The 20,065-nt window shown below is 50.9% G+C and carries 23 protein-coding genes; 10 read left to right on the top strand and 13 right to left on the bottom strand.

From position 1 onward, the window contains the following. The first annotated feature begins 3 nt into the window (after positions 1–3). The 3 genes from artQ to artJ all read left to right on the top strand — a co-directional run bounded on the left by artQ (position 4) and on the right by artJ (position 2,345). Positions 4–720: an arginine ABC transporter permease ArtQ gene (artQ, locus tag ACJHWK_RS07235; protein WP_001001688.1), complete on the top strand. Its 717-nt coding sequence runs from the start codon at positions 4–6 to the stop codon at positions 718–720. After that, positions 720–1,388 (top strand): arginine ABC transporter permease ArtM, encoded by a 669-nt coding sequence (gene artM / locus ACJHWK_RS07240; RefSeq protein WP_000464488.1) that lies wholly within the window; start codon positions 720–722, stop codon positions 1,386–1,388. Before artQ ends, artM begins: the two co-directional genes overlap by 1 nt. A gap of 225 nt (positions 1,389–1,613) precedes the next feature. Beyond that, positions 1,614–2,345 carry an arginine ABC transporter substrate-binding protein ArtJ gene (gene artJ, locus ACJHWK_RS07245; RefSeq protein WP_001522743.1) on the top strand — a complete coding sequence of 244 codons (732 nt, stop codon included), beginning with the start codon at positions 1,614–1,616 and terminating at the stop codon, positions 2,343–2,345. Between the two features lie 28 nt (positions 2,346–2,373). Here artJ and rlmC read toward each other — a convergent pair whose 3' ends face one another. The 10 genes from rlmC to ACJHWK_RS07295 all read right to left on the bottom strand — a co-directional run bounded on the left by rlmC (position 2,374) and on the right by ACJHWK_RS07295 (position 11,097). After that, positions 2,374–3,501 carry a 23S rRNA (uracil(747)-C(5))-methyltransferase RlmC gene (rlmC, locus tag ACJHWK_RS07250; protein ID WP_001522739.1) on the bottom strand — a complete coding sequence of 376 codons (1,128 nt, stop codon included), beginning with the start codon at positions 3,499–3,501 and terminating at the stop codon, positions 2,374–2,376. 40 nt (positions 3,502–3,541) lie between these two features. After that, positions 3,542–4,030, bottom strand: coding sequence for a YbjO family protein (locus ACJHWK_RS07255; RefSeq protein WP_000389260.1), 489 nt, complete (start codon positions 4,028–4,030; stop codon positions 3,542–3,544). Positions 4,031–4,089: 59 nt separating this feature from the next. Next, on the bottom strand, positions 4,090–4,935 hold the full coding sequence (gene potI, locus ACJHWK_RS07260) for a putrescine ABC transporter permease PotI (protein WP_001061665.1): 846 nt from the start codon (positions 4,933–4,935) through the stop codon (positions 4,090–4,092). Further along, positions 4,932–5,876: a putrescine ABC transporter permease PotH gene (gene potH / locus ACJHWK_RS07265; protein ID WP_001522736.1), complete on the bottom strand. Its 945-nt coding sequence runs from the start codon at positions 5,874–5,876 to the stop codon at positions 4,932–4,934. Before potH ends, potI begins: the two co-directional genes overlap by 4 nt. Before the next feature lie 9 nt (positions 5,877–5,885). Then, on the bottom strand, positions 5,886–7,019 hold the full coding sequence (gene potG / locus ACJHWK_RS07270) for a putrescine ABC transporter ATP-binding subunit PotG (RefSeq protein ID WP_001522735.1): 1,134 nt from the start codon (positions 7,017–7,019) through the stop codon (positions 5,886–5,888). 94 nt (positions 7,020–7,113) lie between these two features. Continuing rightward, complete coding sequence (gene potF / locus ACJHWK_RS07275) at positions 7,114–8,226, bottom strand: spermidine/putrescine ABC transporter substrate-binding protein PotF (RefSeq protein ID WP_000126102.1); 1,113 nt, start codon at positions 8,224–8,226, stop codon at positions 7,114–7,116. A 350-nt stretch (positions 8,227–8,576) separates the two neighbouring features. Continuing rightward, a complete protein-coding gene (locus ACJHWK_RS07280; RefSeq protein WP_001522733.1) occupies positions 8,577–9,053 on the bottom strand; it encodes a YbjN domain-containing protein in 477 nt (158 codons plus the stop codon). Between the two features lie 87 nt (positions 9,054–9,140). Beyond that, entirely contained in the window at positions 9,141–10,043 is a 903-nt protein-coding gene (gene rimK, locus ACJHWK_RS07285; protein ID WP_000684321.1) for a 30S ribosomal protein S6--L-glutamate ligase, read from the bottom strand. Positions 10,044–10,103: 60 nt separating this feature from the next. Further along, a complete protein-coding gene (nfsA, locus tag ACJHWK_RS07290; protein WP_000189134.1) occupies positions 10,104–10,826 on the bottom strand; it encodes a nitroreductase NfsA in 723 nt (240 codons plus the stop codon). Further along, complete coding sequence (locus ACJHWK_RS07295) at positions 10,810–11,097, bottom strand: DUF1418 family protein (RefSeq protein ID WP_001201580.1); 288 nt, start codon at positions 11,095–11,097, stop codon at positions 10,810–10,812. The genes nfsA and ACJHWK_RS07295 overlap by 17 nt, the downstream gene beginning before the upstream one ends. A gap of 159 nt (positions 11,098–11,256) precedes the next feature. Here ACJHWK_RS07295 and grxA point away from each other — a divergent pair, with 159 nt between their 5' ends. Further along, a complete protein-coding gene (gene grxA, locus ACJHWK_RS07300) occupies positions 11,257–11,514 on the top strand; it encodes a glutaredoxin 1 (protein ID WP_001195231.1) in 258 nt (85 codons plus the stop codon). 29 nt (positions 11,515–11,543) lie between these two features. On the opposite strand, the gene ACJHWK_RS07305 is transcribed toward grxA, so the two are convergent. Beyond that, positions 11,544–11,921 carry an inner membrane protein YbjM gene (locus tag ACJHWK_RS07305; RefSeq protein WP_000681108.1) on the bottom strand — a complete coding sequence of 126 codons (378 nt, stop codon included), beginning with the start codon at positions 11,919–11,921 and terminating at the stop codon, positions 11,544–11,546. A gap of 269 nt (positions 11,922–12,190) precedes the next feature. On the opposite strand from ACJHWK_RS07305, the gene ACJHWK_RS07310 reads away from it, so the two are divergent. Further along, positions 12,191–13,876, top strand: coding sequence for an aspartate:alanine antiporter (locus tag ACJHWK_RS07310; RefSeq protein WP_001522730.1), 1,686 nt, complete (start codon positions 12,191–12,193; stop codon positions 13,874–13,876). A gap of 174 nt (positions 13,877–14,050) precedes the next feature. On the opposite strand, the gene rcdA is transcribed toward ACJHWK_RS07310, so the two are convergent. Further along, positions 14,051–14,587 (bottom strand): DNA-binding transcriptional regulator RcdA, encoded by a 537-nt coding sequence (gene rcdA / locus ACJHWK_RS07315; protein ID WP_001366257.1) that lies wholly within the window; start codon positions 14,585–14,587, stop codon positions 14,051–14,053. 83 nt (positions 14,588–14,670) lie between these two features. Between rcdA and ACJHWK_RS07320 the strand changes: the two genes are divergently transcribed. The 3 genes from ACJHWK_RS07320 to ybjH all read left to right on the top strand — a co-directional run bounded on the left by ACJHWK_RS07320 (position 14,671) and on the right by ybjH (position 17,063). Beyond that, entirely contained in the window at positions 14,671–15,879 is a 1,209-nt protein-coding gene (locus ACJHWK_RS07320) for an MFS transporter (protein WP_000217859.1), read from the top strand. Continuing rightward, entirely contained in the window at positions 15,879–16,694 is an 816-nt protein-coding gene (gene ybjI, locus ACJHWK_RS07325) for a 5-amino-6-(5-phospho-D-ribitylamino)uracil phosphatase (RefSeq protein WP_001522686.1), read from the top strand. Before ACJHWK_RS07320 ends, ybjI begins: the two co-directional genes overlap by 1 nt. Before the next feature lie 84 nt (positions 16,695–16,778). After that, positions 16,779–17,063 carry a protein YbjH gene (gene ybjH / locus ACJHWK_RS07330; protein WP_000605480.1) on the top strand — a complete coding sequence of 95 codons (285 nt, stop codon included), beginning with the start codon at positions 16,779–16,781 and terminating at the stop codon, positions 17,061–17,063. 40 nt (positions 17,064–17,103) lie between these two features. Here the strand turns inward: ybjH and mdfA are convergent, their stop codons facing one another. Next, a complete protein-coding gene (gene mdfA, locus ACJHWK_RS07335) occupies positions 17,104–18,336 on the bottom strand; it encodes a multidrug efflux MFS transporter MdfA (protein ID WP_001308516.1) in 1,233 nt (410 codons plus the stop codon). Positions 18,337–18,620: 284 nt separating this feature from the next. On the opposite strand from mdfA, the gene ybjG reads away from it, so the two are divergent. After that, positions 18,621–19,217, top strand: coding sequence for an undecaprenyl-diphosphate phosphatase (gene ybjG / locus ACJHWK_RS07340; RefSeq protein WP_001309379.1), 597 nt, complete (start codon positions 18,621–18,623; stop codon positions 19,215–19,217). Between the two features lie 57 nt (positions 19,218–19,274). Then, complete coding sequence (deoR, locus tag ACJHWK_RS07345; RefSeq protein ID WP_000450119.1) at positions 19,275–20,033, top strand: DNA-binding transcriptional repressor DeoR; 759 nt, start codon at positions 19,275–19,277, stop codon at positions 20,031–20,033. The last annotated feature ends 32 nt before the right edge of the window (positions 20,034–20,065 follow it).

Here is a 20,065-nt window from a genome sequence, read left to right on the forward strand (position 1 = left end):
CTGATGAATGAATTTTTTCCTTTAGCAAGCGCCGCCGGGATGACCGTCGGCCTTGCCGTTTGTGCATTGATTGTCGGGCTGGCGCTGGCGATGTTCTTTGCGGTATGGGAGTCTGCAAAATGGCGTCCTGTCGCGTGGGCAGGTTCAGCGCTGGTAACCATTCTGCGTGGCCTGCCAGAAATTCTGGTGGTGCTGTTTATCTATTTTGGCTCCTCGCAGCTGCTGCTGACGCTTTCGGATGGCTTCACTATCAATCTTGGGTTCGTGCAGATCCCGGTGCAGATGGACATTGAGAACTTCGACGTTAGCCCGTTCCTTTGTGGTGTCATCGCTCTGTCGCTGCTGTATGCCGCCTATGCCTCGCAAACGCTGCGCGGCGCGTTGAAAGCGGTGCCGATGGGTCAGTGGGAATCCGGCCAGGCGCTGGGGCTGTCGAAATCGGCTATCTTTTTCCGTCTGGTGATGCCGCAGATGTGGCGTCATGCGCTGCCTGGCCTCGGTAACCAGTGGCTGGTGCTGCTGAAAGATACCGCGCTGGTCAGTTTGATTAGTGTGAATGATTTAATGCTACAAACCAAAAGCATTGCTACTCGTACCCAGGAACCGTTTACCTGGTACATTGTGGCGGCGGCGATTTACCTGGTGATCACCCTGCTCAGTCAGTACATTCTCAAACGCATTGACCTGCGCGCGACACGTTTTGAGCGGAGGCCCAGCTAATGTTTGAGTATTTACCCGAACTGATGAAAGGGCTGCACACCAGCCTGACGCTAACCGTTGCCTCGCTGATTGTGGCACTGATTCTGGCATTGATTTTTACCATCATCCTGACGCTGAAAACGCCGGTTCTGGTGTGGCTGGTGCGGGGTTATATCACGCTGTTTACCGGTACGCCGCTGCTGGTGCAGATCTTCCTGATTTATTACGGGCCGGGCCAGTTCCCGACGTTGCAGGAGTATCCGGCACTGTGGCATTTGCTGTCAGAACCGTGGCTGTGTGCGCTGATTGCGTTGTCGCTGAACAGTGCAGCGTATACCACGCAGCTGTTTTACGGTGCCATTCGTGCGATCCCGGAAGGTCAGTGGCAGTCCTGTAGCGCTCTGGGAATGAGCAAAAAAGATACGCTGGCGATCCTGCTGCCGTATGCCTTTAAACGCTCGCTCTCTTCTTATTCCAACGAAGTGGTGCTGGTGTTCAAAAGTACCTCTCTGGCTTACACCATTACGCTGATGGAAGTGATGGGATATAGCCAGTTGTTGTACGGACGCACCTACGATGTCATGGTGTTCGGTGCGGCAGGGATTATTTACCTGGCCGTCAACGGCCTGCTGACGCTGATGATGCGTCTGATCGAGCGCAAAGCACTGGCATTCGAACGGCGGAATTAATGTAGCTGCGTGCTGATGCCGGATGCGTCGTGGACGTCTTACCCGACCTGCATAGTGCATAAATTCTTATAATGAAGACGGTCAACCCACTAAGTTGTCCGTCTTTTTTTATTTTATATAAATTATTTAATCATATTTATTGCATATAAATTCACTTGATGGCATTGTTATCCCATGCCGCAGACACGGCCAAAAATCATAAGATTGACAGACGGGAGTTCCATCATGAAAAAGTTAGTTCTTGCCGCTTTACTTGCTTCCTTTACTTTCGGTGCTTCTGCCGCAGAGAAAATCAATTTTGGCGTTTCAGCCACCTATCCACCCTTTGAATCTATAGGTGCTAATAATGAGATTGTCGGCTTTGATATCGACCTGGCAAAAGCCTTGTGCAAACAAATGCAGGCAGAATGTACTTTTACGAATCACGCTTTCGACAGCCTGATCCCGTCACTGAAATTCAGAAAATATGACGCCGTAATCTCCGGTATGGATATCACCCCGGAGCGTAGCAAACAGGTATCGTTTACCACGCCCTACTATGAAAACTCAGCCGTCGTGATTGCCAAAAAAGATACCTACAAAACGTTTGCCGATCTGAAAGGCAAACGTATTGGGATGGAAAACGGCACCACGCACCAGAAATATATTCAGGATCAGCACCCGGAAGTGAAAACTGTCTCCTATGACAGTTATCAGAATGCCTTTATCGATCTGAAAAATGGCCGTATTGATGGGGTATTTGGTGACACCGCGGTGGTTAATGAATGGCTGAAAACCAACCCGCAACTGGGCGTTGCGACTGAAAAAGTGACCGATCCGCACTACTTCGGCACCGGCCTGGGTATCGCTGTACGTCCGGATAACAAAGCTCTGCTGGAAAAACTGAATAATGCGCTGGCAGCAATTAAAGCTGACGGTACATATCAGAAAATCAATGACCAGTGGTTCCCGCAGTAAGATTCAGAAAGCCGCACCTGCGGCTTTTTTATTGCTGAACCAGCAGTGTCAGCACTTCGTAATGCGCAGTGTGCGGGAACATATCAAAAAGCTGTACCCGTTCAATACGGTAACCTGGCAGTTCGCGGATATCTTTCGCCATGGTTTGGGCGTTACAGCTGGAGTAGATGATAAAACGCGGTGCCATCGTTGAGAGATAATCACATAGCGGTTTACCAATGCCACGTCGCGGCGGGTTAACCAGCACCAGCTCAGGCACTTCCCCCTGGGCGGTGGCAAACTGAGTGGAGTCCAGCGCCTGAAATTGCAAACGCGTTAAGCCCAGTTCAGCAGCTGACTGATTCGCACAGGCAATGGCCTCTGGTGCAATTTCGATCCCGGTTAACTGCATGTCAGGCGTCGCGCAGTGTAAACCAAAGCCCCCCACGCCGCAGAAGAGATCCCACATATGGTTTACCGGTAGTTGCCGCACCCAGTCGCGCGCGGTAGCGTAAAGCTGGCTGGCGACCGCCGGATTGGTCTGGAAGAAACTTTGCGGACGGATCCACAGCGGTACGTCGTTAAAACGCTCTGCCAGCGCCTGTTGTTCGGTCAGGTAGATCTCCGTCTCCCCTTCCATGATCGCCATATGTACCGGCTGAATATTGACGGTAATAACTTTTAGCTGCGGCAGTTGTTCCTGTAACCACGGCAGCGCCTTACGCAGTTGCGCCAGTTTGGTTTCAGAACGCAGTACAAAGCGCAGCATCATACCGCCATCGCTCTGGCTTTCGGTCAGCAGAATGTATTTCAGTTCGCCACGCTTACGCGCTACGTTGTAGGGTGTCAGCCCCGCACGAGCGATAAACGGTTTTAGCACCGCAAAAACGGGCGCAAATGAGGCAGGATAAAGCGGGCAGTCACAAAGGTCTTCCGGTGTGCCGTCTCGATGCAGCATACCGAGCAGTGGTTTTTCAACGCTACCACTCACCACCATTTTGGCTTTATTACGAAACCCTTGTTCCGGGCCTGACACCGGTGCGCACCATTCCTCAACCGGAAAGTCGGCGAGCAGATTTTTAAGATCGGCGGTTTTAGCGGAGAGTTGCTCTGGAATCGGCTGCGTTATCCACTGACAGGAACGACAGCGACCCGCGTCGTAAAGTGCGCACTGCATACATTGACCTTCACATCATCAGGGGCGACGATTATACACATTATTGCAACTGGAAGAACCGCCGACTGGTCGAGGGAACGAACAGCAGCATCAGGATGAGCATATCCGGCAGCTTCTGCAGCATCAGGCTATGGAAGATTTCACGTTTTGATTCACCGGGAATGCTGAACAGCTCCGGATAACCATACCCCAGCGAAGCTGCCCACAAGTAACTTGCGGCCGTGATTTGAGTCAACAGATACAGCCAGCGCGCCCAGCGACGCCCTTTCACCAGTGAAAACGCACACCAAATCTCAATAAAAACCAGCACCAGACTGCTTAAAAAGACCAGCGTTAAACTCCAGGTTTGTACGCTGCGATGAATGAACTCGCCAATACCGCGCACGCCCAGCGTATTGAAAATCATCAGCACGTCGAGGCCACGGATCATAATAATGGCGAGCGCCGCCACCTGCACCAGCGCAGGCACATTCAGGCGAGCATGAGATGAAGATGTTTTCTTAAAAAATCCCAACGTTTCGTCTTCCATGAAAACAATGCCGCGACATGCGCGGCATTATGTAGCCAGGTTGGCAAATTTTAGTGTCTTCAGCCACGTCTTGCACGCTGGATGTCGCGTATCCGCTGTTTTTCTGCGCGCGCCATCAGATACCAGGCGATAAATCCGACAATTCCGACCGCACCGAGGATCAATGTTGCCAGGGCGTTGATTTCCGGATTCACCCCCATCCGCACGCTGGAAAAGACCAGCATCGGTAACGTGGTGGCTCCCGGCCCGGAAACAAAGCTGGCGATCACCAGATCATCAAGCGACAAAGTAAAAGCCAGTAACCAACCAGAAATGATCGCGGGCATGATCATCGGTAGCGTAATGACGAAAAACACTTTCAGCGGCGTCGCACCGAGATCCATCGCTGCTTCTTCTATCGAGCTATCCAGTTCCCGCAGACGCGACGAAATAACGACTGCCACATAAGCCGTACAGAAAGTGACATGCGCCAGCCAGATGGTGAGCATACCGCGGTCCGCAGGCCAGCCAATGGCATGAGCAAGCGCGACGAATAACAACAATAGCGACAAGCCCGTGATGACATCTGGCATCACCAGCGGCGCGGTGATCATAAAGGCAAAGCCATTTGATCCGCGAAACCTGCCAAAGCGCACCAGCACGACCGCCGCAATCGTCCCGAGGATCGCCGCCGCCGTCGCCGCACAGGCCGCAATTGTCAGGCTTAAACCAACCGCACTCATCATTGCGTCATCGCGCAATAACTCACCATACCAGCGTGTTGACCAGCCGGCCCACACCGTCACCAGCTTCGAGCTGTTGAATGAATAGATCACCAGCATCAGCATTGGCGCGTAGAGAAAGGTGAAGCCCAGCAGCAAAATCACAATCCGCCAGGGCGAACGAACTACCGGTAAATTATTCATCCGTGTTCTCCCACGCTTTTTTGCTGATGCTTGTGGAACCACATTATCGGCACAATTAGCAGCAGCAACATGATGATCGCTACCGCTGAGGCCACCGGCCAGTCGCGGTTGTTAAAGAACTCCTGCCACAGCACGCGCCCGATCATGATGCTGTCCGGGCCACCGAGCAGTTCAGGGATCACAAACTCGCCCACAGCCGGGATAAACACCAGCATCGATCCGGCAATAATCCCGCCTTTGGTCAGCGGCACGATCACAGTAAAGAACGTTTTCAGCGGTCGTGCACCGAGATCCAGTGCCGCTTCCACCAGCGAATAATCAATACGAATCAAGGCGGTGTAGATCGGCAGAACCATAAACGGCACGTAGGCATAAACAATGCCGATATAAACGGCCAGATTGGTATGCAGAATGGTCAGCGGCTGGTCGATAACCCCCAGCCACAGCAGAAAATTATTCAGTACGCCGTTATTTTTTAATATTCCCATCCAGGCATAAACGCGAATCAGAAACGAGGTCCACGACGGCAGGATCACCAGTAGCAATAAGATATTACGGGTCGAAGGCTTACTGTGCGCCACCGCCCACGCCAGCGGATAGCCGATCAGTAAACAGCAAATAGTCGAAATCGCTGCCACCTGTAGCGACTGGAGATAAGCATCGAAATAGAGCGGATCGTCGGTCAGTTGCAGGAAATTACCGAGATTAAGAGTGATGGAAAGTTGCCCGTCAGCCCACTCCATCAGTTCGGTATAAGGTGGAATAGCGCGCGCCATCTCCGCCAGGCTTATTTTAAAGACAATCAGAAATGGCAGCAGAAACAGCAGGATTAGCCAGATATACGGCAGCGCAATCATCAGTTTGCGCCCATGCTTCATTTGCAGCTGCGACAGCCACAGCTTAAAGGGTTTTGGCTGGGCAGCAGGTTCAAGTGTACTCATCTTTGCTCCTTAAACCGTCAGCACCACACAGCTGTCCACTTCCCAGCACAAACGCACTTCATCGCCCCAGGTCGGTAACCCTTTACGATGACGATGGGCGTTTTGTAGCTGGGCGCTGATCATCTGCCCACTTTTCAGACGAACGTGATACACCGAAAGATCGCCGAGATAGGCAATGTGTAGCACCTCCCCCACCGCGAAGTTACAACCATTGGCGGGCGGCTCTTCGCAAAGCATGATTTTTTCCGGACGCAGTGCTACGTGTACCGGCACGTTATCGACCACCGAAGCATCTACATCGACTTTCAGTGGATGCACCAGCCCCGGCGAATAAAGCACCAGACCATCTTCCTGGCGCTCTTTGAGTACACATTCAAAGACATTAACCGAGCCAATAAATTCGGCGCTGTAGCGGGTGGTCGGATGCTCATAGATCTCTTCCGGTTCGCCAATCTGGACAAATTTCCCACGATTCATAATGGCGATGCGCCCCGCCATGGTCATCGCCTCTTCCTGATCGTGGGTGACCATCACACAAGTCACACCGACACGCTCCAGAATATCCACCACTTCAAGCTGCATCCGGTCACGCAGCTTTTTATCCAGCGCGCCCATCGGCTCATCGAGCAGTAATAGTTTCGGGCGCTTGGCAAGGCTTCGGGCCAGGGCCACACGCTGTCGCTGACCACCGGAAAGCTGATGCGGTTTGCGTTTGGCGAACTCCTGCATATGCACCAGGCCGAGCATCTCATTGACCCGGCTGGCAATTTCCGCTTTCGGCAATTTGTCCTGTTTCAGGCCAAAAGCGATGTTCTGTTCCACGGTCATATGCGGAAACAGCGCGTAAGACTGAAACATCATATTGATGGGGCGCAGGTAAGGCGGAACCTGTGACAAATCGACGCCATCGAGCATAATCTGCCCGGCAGAAGGTTGTTCGAAACCTGCCAGCATACGCAGCAGCGTGGACTTGCCACAGCCGGATGCGCCCAGCAGCGCGAAGATTTCGCCTTTATAGATGGTCAGGCTGACATCATCGACCGCATGCTGACCATCGTAAGATTTAGTCAGATTACGGATTTCTAATAGCGGCGTCAGCGCCTTACGGGTTTTCGCCTGCGGGCGAGGGATAGCGTCATTCACGGCTGCTCTCCGGCATTGAATGTGTGCAAGCGCACCATAATGGTGCGAATTGCCGGCGGGTGTGGTGCGCCCGTCCGGCATCTACGACTGCGGATTATTTTCCGCTCTTCACTTTGGTCCACGCGCGGGTGCGCACACGGTCTATTTTTGGATCCTGCACTTTCAGAGTGAACAACTTCGCACGAACGTCCGCCGGAGGATAAATCCCTGGATTATCACGCACTTCCGCACTCACCAGCGGCGTAGCTGCTTTATTGGCGTTGGCATAGAACACATGGTCAGAGATATGTGCCACCACATCCGGGCGCAGCAGGTAATTCAGGAACTGATAGGCTTCGTCTTTATTTTTGGCATCCGCAGGCATGGCGAAGACATCAAAGAACGCCATCGCCCCTTCTTTTGGAATCGAGAACGAGACATTCACACCATTCTTCGCTTCCTTCGCGCGGTTTGACGCCTGCCAGACATCGCCTGCCCAGCCGATAGCGACGCAGATATCGCCGTTTGCCAGGTCGTTAATGTATTGAGATGAATGGAAATAACGAATGTTCGGGCGCAGCTTTAACAGCAGATCGGTTGCCGGTCCGGTGTAATCATCTGCTTTAGTGCTGTTGGGATCTTTACCGAGATAATTCAGCACGGTAGCAAACACTTCTTCCGGTGCATCAAGGAAAGAGACGCCGCAGCTTTTCAGTTTTTCCAGATTTTCAGGCTTGAGGATCAAGTCCCAGCTATCGACGGGCGCGTTTTCGCCCAGCACCGCTTTAACTTTATCAACGTTATAGCCAATCCCGGTCGTCGCCCACATATAGGGCATAGCAAATTTATTGTCGGGATCGTGTTTGGCAACCAACTTCAGCAGCTCCGGATCGAGATTCTTCCACTCCGGCAATTTGCTTTTATCCAGCGGCTGGAAAACTCCCGCAGTCAACTGGCGTTCAAGAAAGCTTGCTGACGGCACCACCAGGTCAAAGCCGGTGCTACCCGCCATTAATTTGCCTTCCAGTACTTCGTTAGAGTCGAAAACATCGTAGACGACTTTAATACCGGTTTCTTTTTCAAAATTGGCCACCGTGTCCGGGGCGATATAATCAGACCAGTTATAAATGTGAAGTGTTTTTTGTTCAGCCGCGAGCGTGCCGACAGAGACGGCCATCAGAGCACCCGTAACCAGACCCGATAGCCATTTTTTATTTAAGGCGGTCATATCTCTTTCCTTCTGAAAGTTCGTTAACAAACGAACAAAAGTTGTCACACTGAAAGATATGCAATAAACGTGCATATTTTTTATCGGCGCGGTGTAAGAAAAGAGAACTCTCTCCCGGCCAGCACTGCTCGCTATATAAAAGCATCGCAAGAATAACTTTAGCCAGGGTTTGAGACTATAGCTCGGATTAAAAAACGGTATTTAACAAATTTTTATGCGTATTTGCTCTATGTGATAAAGCCAAATCGGCACAAGAGAAGTGAAATAATCTTTAAGAAAAGGTTAAAAACAGCAGATAATTTTTCAGCACGCAGTCACTGCGGCAGCGACTGCGTACTCGAAAGGAGTTATCAGTGGAGGAAATAGTTTTCGGTAACGTTGTTTTGCCCTTCATCGTCAGTCGGTAACAGCAGTTGATGGGCATTAGCTTCAAGAATGACCATCGAAATCTGCTCTTCGCTCTGACGCATGAACCATGCAAACTGCTCATAGGTTACGCCCTGCATAACGGATAAAGACTGGCAAACCACCAGCTTTGGCAGATTATCATCCTGCATATCAAGAAATGCTTTCACGGTCAGCGAACTGGCATTGATGGCAGATAAATCTGCCGCCAGGGGCAATACGGCTGAAGGTCGGACTTCCGCCATGGCAGAAAACAGGATCGTGTTATCGATCAGATCGATTTTGGCATCAAAGACACCGTCGAAATTCTGCATATGGGGCAGATGCAGAGCCTGACAGTTATCACATTCAAAAAAACTCATCCCCAGGTCATCGAGCCATTGACGCAGCGTATCCAGACCAGGAACGACCAGCGATGTCATAATTTTGTACAACCTCTTTCGATAAAAAGACCGGCACAGCTTACGCAAAAAGCGCAGGCAAAACCATGATCAGTAATGTGATTGCGACTAACCACCCGTTTTCAGGCAATATTCCGTCGTAGCGTGGCGTTCGATCCAGCGGATCATTTTACCCGCGATGTCGATACCGGTGGTTTTTTCTATTCCTTCCAGCCCCGGCGACGCATTCACTTCCATCACCAACGGCCCGCGATTAGCACGCAAAATATCTACACCAGCAACATCCAGCGCCATCGTTCGCGCGGCTTTTATCGCGATTTCACGCTCCTGTGGTGTGATACTGGCGACGCTTGCCGCGCCGCCACGATGCAAATTGGAACGAAAATCGCCCTCTTTCGCCCGCCGTTCAATCGCAGCGACCACTTCATCGCCAACAACCAGACAGCGGATATCGCACCCTTGCGCCTCTTTGATATATTCCTGCACCAGAATATGCGCGTTCAGACCGCGGAAAGCGTCAATCACGCTTTCGGCCGCCTGACGCGTCTCCGCCAGCACGACACCAATTCCCTGCGTGCCTTCAACCAACTTGACCACCAGCGGCGCACCACCGACCATGTCGATTAAATCGCTGGTATCATCCGGCGAATGCGCAATGCCCGTGACAGGCAGGTCGATGCCCTGACGCGCCAGCAGTTGCATGGAACGCAATTTGTCACGCGCCCGGGCAATGGCGACCGACTCATTGAGCGGATAGCTCCCCAGCATCTCGAACTGGCGCAGTGCCGCCGTCCCATAAAAGGTAATGGCGGTGCCAATACGCGGGATCACTGCGTCAAAATGGGGTAACTTGCGGCCTTTGTAGTGAATAGAAGACGCCGCAGGATTTATGTTCATGTAGCAAGAAAGCGGGTCAAGAATTTCAACCAGGTGACCGCGCTGTATAGCGGCTTCACGCAGCCGCTTACACGAATAGAGCGTTCCATCCCGGGACAATATGGCAATTTTCACCCTGCACCTCTCTGTCAGACCTGGTCAAAAGCCCGCGTATCATACATCGGCGTGGCGGTTTTAGCGCGTTGCCCAACCCTGTTTGTGCAAATAATCCAGAATAAATGGGCGGCTTTCTTTAATGATTGTTCGGCGGATATGATCGCTCCAGGTATCCCGGCGATTATTGCTGCCACGTGTGAGGTAATATTCCGCCAGTTGCTCGTCATACTGCGCCAGTTCGTCTTTATCCAGCGGTTGATAGCTGTTTTCATGCACCAAAATGGAGGCCGGTAAACGCGGCTTAAGATCTGGATTATCCGCAGGCCAGCCAAGGCACAGCCCAAACAGCGGCAGAACATGCTGCGGTAATTTCAGAAGTTCCGTCACCGCTTCAATATTATTGCGCAGGCCGCCGATATATACCCCACCCAATCCCAGCGATTCCGCTGCGGTTAATGCATTCTGCGCCATCATTGCCGTATCAACGACACCGAGCAACAGTTGTTCCGCCAGGCCAAGTTGTGCATCCGGACAGATCTGTAAATGGCGATTAAAGTCGGCACAGAACACCCAAAACTCCGCCGCTTTCGCTACGTGTTTTTGCCCGCCGGTCAGCGTCACTAATTCATCACGTAACGCTTTGTCGGTAATGCGAATAATGCTACTGCACTGCAAAAAACTGGAACTAGACGTCGCACGGGCGCTGTTAATAATCGCCTCACGCTGCGCTTCGGAAATGGGTTCATCAGTGAAATGGCGAATGGAGCGATGGCCACAAATAAGTTCAATGGTTGGCGTCATTATCTTTTTCTCTTTCTGAACGTGAATATTGCGGTGGACGGTTCATCAGCTGTGGGGCAAGACGTTTTGCCACCTGAAGAATAACCACCACCGCAGCGGGAAGCATGAGCAAAACACCGAGAAAAATCATCAGAATCTGCACTTCTGGCCGAGAAAATGGCTCAGGCAGCGACAGGGAGCCGCTTACCGACAGCAGCGCCACCGCCAGCAACATCATTCCGATAAATTCCAGTATCAACACGCTTTTAGGCAATTTACCGATCGCGCGCATACGCTTCCCTCTGCAAAGTGAGCCTTCAGTCTAAAACTTTTCACTGTATTGTGTTTAACAGTTATAGCTTTTAGCAATTAATGCAACAGGTTAAACCTACTTTCAGCGAATACATTTTAGCGTGATCATTACAGGCATAAATCTATGAGGAGAGAAATAATGCAAACCGTTATTTTTGGTCGTCCGGGTTGCCCTTACTGTGTGCGTGCAAAAGATCTGGCTGAGAAATTGAGCAATGAACGCGATGATTTTCAGTATCAGTATGTAGATATTCGTGCGGAAGGGATCACTAAAGAAGATCTACAACAAAAGGCAGGTAAACCCGTAGAAACCGTGCCGCAGATTTTTGTCGATCAGCAACATATCGGCGGCTATACCGATTTTGCTGCATGGGTGAAAGAGAATCTGGACGCCTGATCGTCTGACAAGCCCTCGCGTTGAGGGCTTTATTGATTTTTTCTGTGCTGTGGTTTAAACAAACTACTGATAAATAAGAAACACAATGCCCCCAGCGCACACCAGAACACCGCACTTAATAACCATGCCAGCTCTTGCCAGAATGAGCGCGTCGGTGAAAAAAACAGCCGCATAATAAGCATGGAACAGGGTGCCGCCAGCATTGCGCCAAACAGAGGTTTCAGGACTTCTCTACGCTGTGAAAAGAAGCTGGCAACTGCTCCAGGAAGAATGAAAAACAGCAAGCCGATTTCAGGATGCCCGGCAGCCCGAAAAGCGCCTTTCATGTGCGTCGCCAGAAAAAGGCACACCACAATGAAGAGGACAAAACAGCAGATTGCCCCCGCCCAACGTTGTTTATGTTTCACTCGTTCCTCCTGACACTGCGTCTATCGAACACATTTTTCGCCAGTGTGGCGTTCAGTAAGATAAAGCCGCTTCGCATTCCATGCTAATATAGGCCAACGCAATTCATATAGCCGTTGATACCTAATGTGATTACACTAGTAAAATATATTGTTACTTTACTATCGTTTAGGTGCGCTGAATGAATCTGCGCCCTGAATTCTGGTAAAAAACATTATCGTAAATTACCATTTCTTTCAACAGCTTACTAGTAAACAAGAAGTTAGCCTCCGTGAATATAAACGTCGCCGAATTGTTAAATGGGAATTACATTCTGTTATTATTTGTGGTCCTCGCGCTTGGGCTATGTCTCGGGAAATTACGACTTGGTTCGATCCAACTGGGTAATTCCATTGGCGTTTTAGTCGTATCGCTGTTATTAGGCCAACAACATTTCAGCATTAACACCGACGCGCTTAATCTTGGCTTTATGCTGTTTATTTTCTGCGTCGGGGTCGAAGCCGGACCGAACTTTTTTTCCATTTTTTTTCGCGATGGGAAAAATTACCTAATGTTAGCACTGGTGATGGTTGGCAGTGCGCTGGTGATCGCCTTAGGGTTAGGTAAGCTGTTTGGCTGGGATATTGGCCTGACGGCCGGTATGTTAGCAGGCTCTATGACGTCGACACCGGTTCTGGTCGGTGCTGGCGATACACTGCGTCATTCCGGCATGGAAAACAGGCAGCTCTCACTGGCACTGGATAATCTGAGCCTCGGGTATGCCTTAACCTATTTAATCGGTCTGGTGAGTTTGATTGTTGGTGCGCGTTACTTGCCGAAATTGCAGCATCAGGACTTACAGACCAGCGCCCAGCAAATCGCCCGCGAACGTGGCCTGGACACTGATGCCAACCGTAAGGTTTATTTACCGGTGATCCGCGCCTACCGCGTCGGCCCGGAGCTGGTAGCCTGGACCGACGGCAAAAATCTGCGTGAACTGGGTATTTATCGACAAACTGGCTGTTACATTGAACGTATTCGGCGTAACGGGATTCTGGCAAATCCAGACGGTGATGCCGTACTACAAATGGGCGATGAAATAGCGTTGGTAGGCTATCCTGACGCCCACGCCCGACTCGATCCCAGTTTCCGTAATGGCAAAGAAGTTTTCGATCGTGACCTTCTCGACATGCGTATCGTCACTGAAGAAGTGGTCGTTAAAAACCATAACGCTGTTGGCAAACGCCTGGCACAACTGAAGTTGACCGATCACGGTTGCTTCCTTAACCGCGTCATACGTAGCCAGATTGAGATGCCGATTGATGACAACGTCGTGCTTAACAAAGGTGACGTTTTACAAGTCAGCGGCGATGCCCGCCGGGTAAAAACCATCGCCGATCGCATCGGCTTTATCTCGATTCACAGCCAGGTCACTGACTTGCTGGCATTCTGCGCCTTCTTTGTGATTGGGCTGATGATCGGGATGATCACCTTCCAGTTCAGCACATTCAGTTTCGGCATGGGGAACGCTGCCGGGTTGTTATTCGCCGGAATTATGCTGGGCTTTATGCGTGCTAACCACCCGACCTTCGGTTACATTCCGCAAGGTGCATTAAGCATGGTGAAAGAGTTCGGCTTGATGGTGTTTATGGCAGGCGTTGGTCTGAGCGCCGGTAGCGGTATTAATAACGGCCTGGGCGCGATTGGCGGTCAAATGTTGATTGCCGGATTGATTGTCAGTCTGGTGCCAGTGGTTATCTGCTTCTTGTTCGGTGCTTATGTATTGCGAATGAACCGCGCACTGTTGTTCGGCGCAATGATGGGCGCACGCACCTGCGCGCCGGCAATGGAGATCATCAGTGATACAGCTCGCAGTAATATCCCGGCGCTGGGCTATGCGGGCACCTACGCAATCGCCAACGTCCTGCTGACGCTGGCAGGGACAATCATCGTCATGGTATGGCCAGGATTAGGATAAAACTGAAGTTGCCCTGAAAATGAAATTTTTTTGCACAACCGCAGAACTTTTCCGCAGGGCATCAGTCTTAATTAGTGCCACTGCTTTTCTTTGATGTCCCCATTTTGTGGAGCCCATCAACCCCGCCATTTCGGTTCAAGGTTGGTGGGTTTTTTGTTATCTAAAACTTATCTACTACCCTGCAACCCTCTCAACCATCCTCAAAATCTCCTCGCGCGATAGCGGCTTACGGTCGGTGACAAAATGCAGCGTCATCCCCTCAATAAACGCATCAAGCGCGCGGGCGGTTCCGGGTTCAAACCATTGTTCGAGCGTTTGCTGACTGCGCTGCATCCAGTTTTGCATTACCGTTTTTAATAGCGGTTTTCGGCTAGCCAGCGCGTAGAGCTGGTACATCAGCTCCATGTTATCCGGCGTTGCAACCTGTGAGCTGTAGATCATATCGGTGATAGCCTGGCATGCGCCCGTAGCATCACTAACATCGCTAAAAAATGCCTGATATTGCCGGGACATGATCTCAGTAAAACTGCTGAACGCCTCAAGCAACAACTCATCAATTCCTGAAAAATAGTAGGTCATCGACCCCAACGGTACCCCGGCAAGGGTAGCAATTTTGCGGTGCGTAACAGCATGTATTCCATAAAGTTTCACCGCCTCCAGCGTGGCCTGGATAATTTTTTCTCGCCGTTGCGGATCGTTAGCGCGACGCATGTCATTTCCTCTCTCTGCAATTGTGTACAAATGTACACAACCTTGCTAATGTTGTCTTCCCTCTTCTTATTTTGACGTGATCTATGACCGTAAATTCTTCACGTAATGCATTGAAACGCCGAACCTGGGCGCTGTTTATGTTCTTCTTTTTGCCGGGCCTGTTAATGGCGTCCTGGGCAACCCGTACGCCTGCTATCCGCGATATTCTTTCTGTTTCGATCGCTGAAATGGGCGGTGTTCTCTTTGGTCTGTCGATCGGTTCGATGAGCGGTATTCTCTGCTCGGCGTGGTTAGTGAAACGCTTTGGGACACGTAATGTCATCCTGGTCACGATGTCCTGCGCATTGATCGGGATGATGATATTAAGTCTGGCACTCTGGCTGACATCGCCCCTGCTCTTTGCCGTTGGTCTCGGCGTCTTTGGGGCAAGTTTTGGTTCTGCGGAAGTGGCGATAAACGTTGAAGGTGCTGCCGTTGAGCGAGAAATGAATAAGACGGTTTTGCCGATGATGCACGGTTTTTATAGCCTGGGCACGCTGGCAGGCGCTGGTGTCGGGATGGCACTGACGGCCTTTGGCGTTCCGGCAACAGTGCACATTTTATTGGCGGCGCTGGTAGGCATCGCGCCTATTTATATCGCCATTCAGGCAATCCCTGACGGTACGGGCAAAAATGCTGCCGATGGCACCCAGCATGGTGAAAAAGGCGTACCTTTTTATCGGGATATCCAGTTGCTGCTGATTGGTGTTGTGGTGCTGGCGATGGCCTTTGCCGAAGGTTCTGCCAACGACTGGTTACCCTTATTAATGGTTGACGGTCACGGTTTTAGCCCTACTTCCGGCTCGCTGATTTATGCCGGTTTTACCCTGGGGATGACTGTTGGACGCTTTACCGGCGGTTGGTTCATCGACCGTTACAGTCGCGTTGCCGTGGTTCGGGCCAGTGCACTAATGGGAGCGTTGGGTATTGGGCTGATTATTTTTGTCGATAGCGCCTGGGTCGCTGGGGTGTCTGTTGTACTTTGGGGACTGGGTGCCTCGCTGGGCTTCCCACTGACCATTTCTGCCGCCAGCGATACCGGCCCCGATGCACCGACCCGCGTCAGCGTGGTAGCAACGACCGGTTATCTGGCCTTCCTCGTCGGCCCGCCGCTGCTGGGCTATCTCGGCGAACATTATGGATTACGTAGTGCAATGCTGGTTGTACTGGCGCTGGTTATTCTCGCGGCTATTGTCGCGAAAGCCGTCGCCAAACCCGATACCAAAACGCAGACGGCGATGGAGAATAGTTGATGAGCATTAAATTAATTGCGGTAGATATGGATGGTACTTTCTTAAGCGATCAAAAAACCTATAACCGTGAGCGGTTTATGGCTCAGTATCAGCAAATGAAAGCACAAGGCATTCGCTTTGTGGTCGCCAGCGGGAATCAATATTATCAGTTGATCTCTTTCTTTCCTGAAATTGCTAATGAAATAGCCTTCGTGGCTGAAAACGGCGGCTGGGTAGTGAGCGAAGGCAAAGATGTTTTTAATGGCGAGCTGTCGAAGGATGCGTTTGCTACTGTCGTGGAACATTTGCTGACGCGCCCGGAAGTGGAAATTATTGCCTGCGGAAAAAATAGTGCCTATACCCTCAAAAAATATGACGATGCCATGAAAACGGTGGCGGAAATGTATTATCACCGTCTGGAATACGTCGATAACTTTGACAACTTAGAAGATATCTTCTTTAAGTTTGGTCTGAATCTTTCCGATGAACTGATTCCACAAGTACAAAAAGCATTACATGAGGCCATCGGCGATATTATGGTGCCGGTCCACACCGGCAACGGCAGCATCGATCTGATTATCCCCGGCGTACATAAAGCCAATGGCCTTCGCCAACTGCAGAAATTATGGAGAATAGACGACAGCGAAGTGGTGGTCTTTGGCGATGGCGGTAACGATATTGAGATGCTGCGTCAAGCAGGCTTTAGTTTTGCAATGGAAAATGCCGGCAGCGCGGTCGTCGCAGCGGCAAAATACCGGGCAGGCTCCAATAACCGTGAAGGCGTACTGGATGTGATCGATAAAGTGCTTAAACACGAAGCGCCATTTAACCAATAAAACGGCAGCACGCCCGGCAACACAATACCTGAATGAAGGCTGCATAATTCGCGGAAATTAACCCGCTGCATTATTTCAGGCGAAATGATTATGAAAAATTGTCTACTGTTGGGCGCGCTTTTAATGGGCTTTACTGGTGTGGCGATGGCGCAAAGTGTCACCGTCGATGTGCCGAGTGGATACAAAGTGGTTGTGGTTCCTGATTCAGTCAGCGTTCCACAAGCGGTCAGCGTCGCGACTGTGCCGCAAACCGTCTATGTGGCTCCTGCGCCAGCTCCGGCTTACCGCCCGCATCCTTATGTTCGCCATCTTGCCAGCGTAGGTGAAGGGATGGTTATCGAACACCAGATTGACGACCATCACCATTAATTCGAGAATGCCTGATCGCACAAAGCAATCAGGCATTTTTTTACCCTTCGTGCGAATTTCCCATCTGTTTATCTTTTAAAAAGATAACCATCAGCAACAGCCACAAAATTCCGTTGACAAGGTTGAAGAGATTAAACAGTCCGTTGCCCCCGTTCAGCCAGGCATGTTTGCTGATTTCAATACCGACGGTAAAGATCAGCATTTGCAGCATCCCCATCGCCGCAGAAACCGTACCTTTACTCATATCGCTGGCAAACAGAGTTAATCGCACCAGTCCCGCATTCGCCAGACCAATACCGAAAGCATAAATACTTAACCCGGCGGTCATCCATAAATACGCGTGCGATGAGATAACCGTTGCCGCAGCAGCGACCAACAGACCAATCATAATCGGCCAGCCGCCCATAATAATCAGCGAACGTACGGTGCGACGCGAGGTCAGACGCGCTAACAGCAAGTTACCCGCTATTAACGCCCCGAAAATAGGCACTTGCAGCAAGCCATATTCATAGCTGCTCAACTGCTCACCGGTAATGATGATAATCGGCGACTGAGCGATCCACGCCAGCAACGGCAGGCTAACGAATCCCAGCGCCAGCGCCCCCGCAACAAAGCGACCGTTCTTCAGCACCAGCTTATAGTCACGACCGAGTTCTTTCAGCGACAGTTTCTCGCCTATACGCGTGGCGGTTTCAGGCATGGCTCGTTGCAGACCGAAAAAGGAGATCGCTGCCAATGCGGCAAACAAGACAAACATCCCCTCCCAGGGCAGCACATGGATCCACGCCGCGCCCACCAGCGGACCAAGTAGCGGAGCAATCAGCGCCACGTTCGCCATCAGCGCGGTGATCTTGATACAAACCGCCTCTTCGAAGGATTCCTGAATTGCGGCGTATCCCACAGCGCCAATGAAACAGAGGCTTATGCCCTGCAAGAAGCGCAACAAAGTGAATTGTTCAATGTTTTGCGCCAGTAATATTGCCAGACAGGTGATGATAAACCACACCACTCCCGCCAGCATCACCGGACGGCGACCAATACGATCCGACAGCGGCCCCAGGAGCCATTGTAAAAACATCCCGCCCGCCAGATATGCGGTCATCGAAGTAGGAACCCAATCAATGCCCGCCTGATATTGTTCCACCACGGCCAACATACCGGGTTGAATCATATCGTTGCCGATATAGGTTGAAAATTCGTACAGCACCAGACAGAGAGGGAAAAGTAACGCCTGACGTCCAAGCCTGGCACCGGAAGCTAATTTATTTTGCATGCAATTTCTTCGCCAATAATAATCGCGCAAAGTTTAATAAAAGCGCAGCTAACGAGAAAGCGAATTTTGTAGCTGAAACCACGGTTAAGCACATTCTTACATTATTGCGAGTATAGCTACGCTTTCTTTAAGTTTTATTTAACCTATGCCCGTTACAATCACCCACCGTAAACAGGCCGCTTGAGGGAAATAAGACGATGCCGCTTTACCCAGTTTAACCTGCACTTTATTCTCAACGACTTGCCTGTATTGGCTCCCTTTTAATCACTTTGCGTCGGGAAGTTATGCTGGAAAATTTGAATCTCTCTCTATTCTCTCTTATTAACGCGACGCCAGACTCGGCTCCGTGGATGATCTCGTTGGCGATTTTTATTGCTAAAGATTTGATTACCGTGGTGCCGTTGCTGGCCGCGATACTTTGGTTGTGGGGGCTTACAGCACAACGGCAACTGGTGATAAAAATCGCTATTGCGCTGGCGGTCAGCCTGTTTGTGTCCTGGACGATGGGGCATCTTTTTCCGCACGACCGCCCCTTTGTCGAAAATATCGGCTATAACTTCCTGCATCATGCGGCGGATGACTCATTCCCGAGCGATCACGGTACGGTGATTTTCACCTTTGCACTGGCATTTTTATGCTGGCATCGCCTGTGGTCCGGCTCACTTTTAATGGTGCTGGCCGTCGTCATTGCCTGGTCGCGCGTTTATCTTGGCGTCCACTGGCCGCTGGATATGCTCGGTGGATTGCTGGCAGGTATGATTGGCTGCCTTAGCGCCCAGATTATCTGGCAAGCGATGGGGCATAAACTCTATCAACGTCTGCAATCGTGGTATCGCTTCTGTTTTGCATTACCGATCCGCAAAGGCTGGGTGCGTGACTGATCTCTGCTAAAAAGTGTAGTATTGAGCGGCTCGCTTCAATAACTATTCAGAGGGATTATGGAAACACGTCGCGAAGAGCGTATCGGGCAGCTGCTGCAAGAATTAAAACGCAGCGATAAGTTACATCTTAAAGACGCCGCCGCCCTGCTTGGGGTTTCGGAGATGACGATTCGTCGCGATCTGAACAACCACAGTGCGCCCGTCGTTTTGCTCGGCGGCTATATTGTTCTGGAACCGCGCAGTGCCAGCCATTATCTGTTAAGCGATCAAAAATCCCGCCTGGTGGAAGAAAAACGCCGGGCGGCAAAACTGGCTGCGACGCTGGTAGAACCCGATCAGACCCTCTTTTTTGACTGTGGCACCACCACACCGTGGATTATTGAAGCGATTGATAATGAAATCCCTTTCACCGCCGTTTGTTATTCGCTAAATACCTTTCTGGCACTGAAAGAGAAACCTCATTGCCGCGCGTTTCTTTGCGGTGGTGAATTTCACGCCAGCAACGCCATTTTCAAACCCATCGATTTTCAGCAAACGCTGAATAATTTTTGCCCGGATATCGCTTTTTATTCCGCGGCGGGGGTGCATGTCAGTAAGGGCGCTACCTGTTTTAATCTTGAAGAGTTGCCGGTAAAACACTGGGCCATGTCGATGGCGCAAAAGCATGTGCTGGTTGTCGACCACAGTAAATTTGGCAAGGTGCGTCCGGCGCGCATGGGTGACCTGAAACGCTTTGATATTATGGTGAGCGATTGTTGCCCGGAAGATGAATATGTGAAGTACGCGCAGACGCAGCGTATTAAGTTGATGTATTAATGACGTATAACCGGATGACGTTTCGCGCCATC

It is taken from the genome of Escherichia sp. WS547 (assembly GCF_046486065.1).
Lineage (GTDB): Bacteria > Pseudomonadota > Gammaproteobacteria > Enterobacterales > Enterobacteriaceae > Escherichia > Escherichia coli.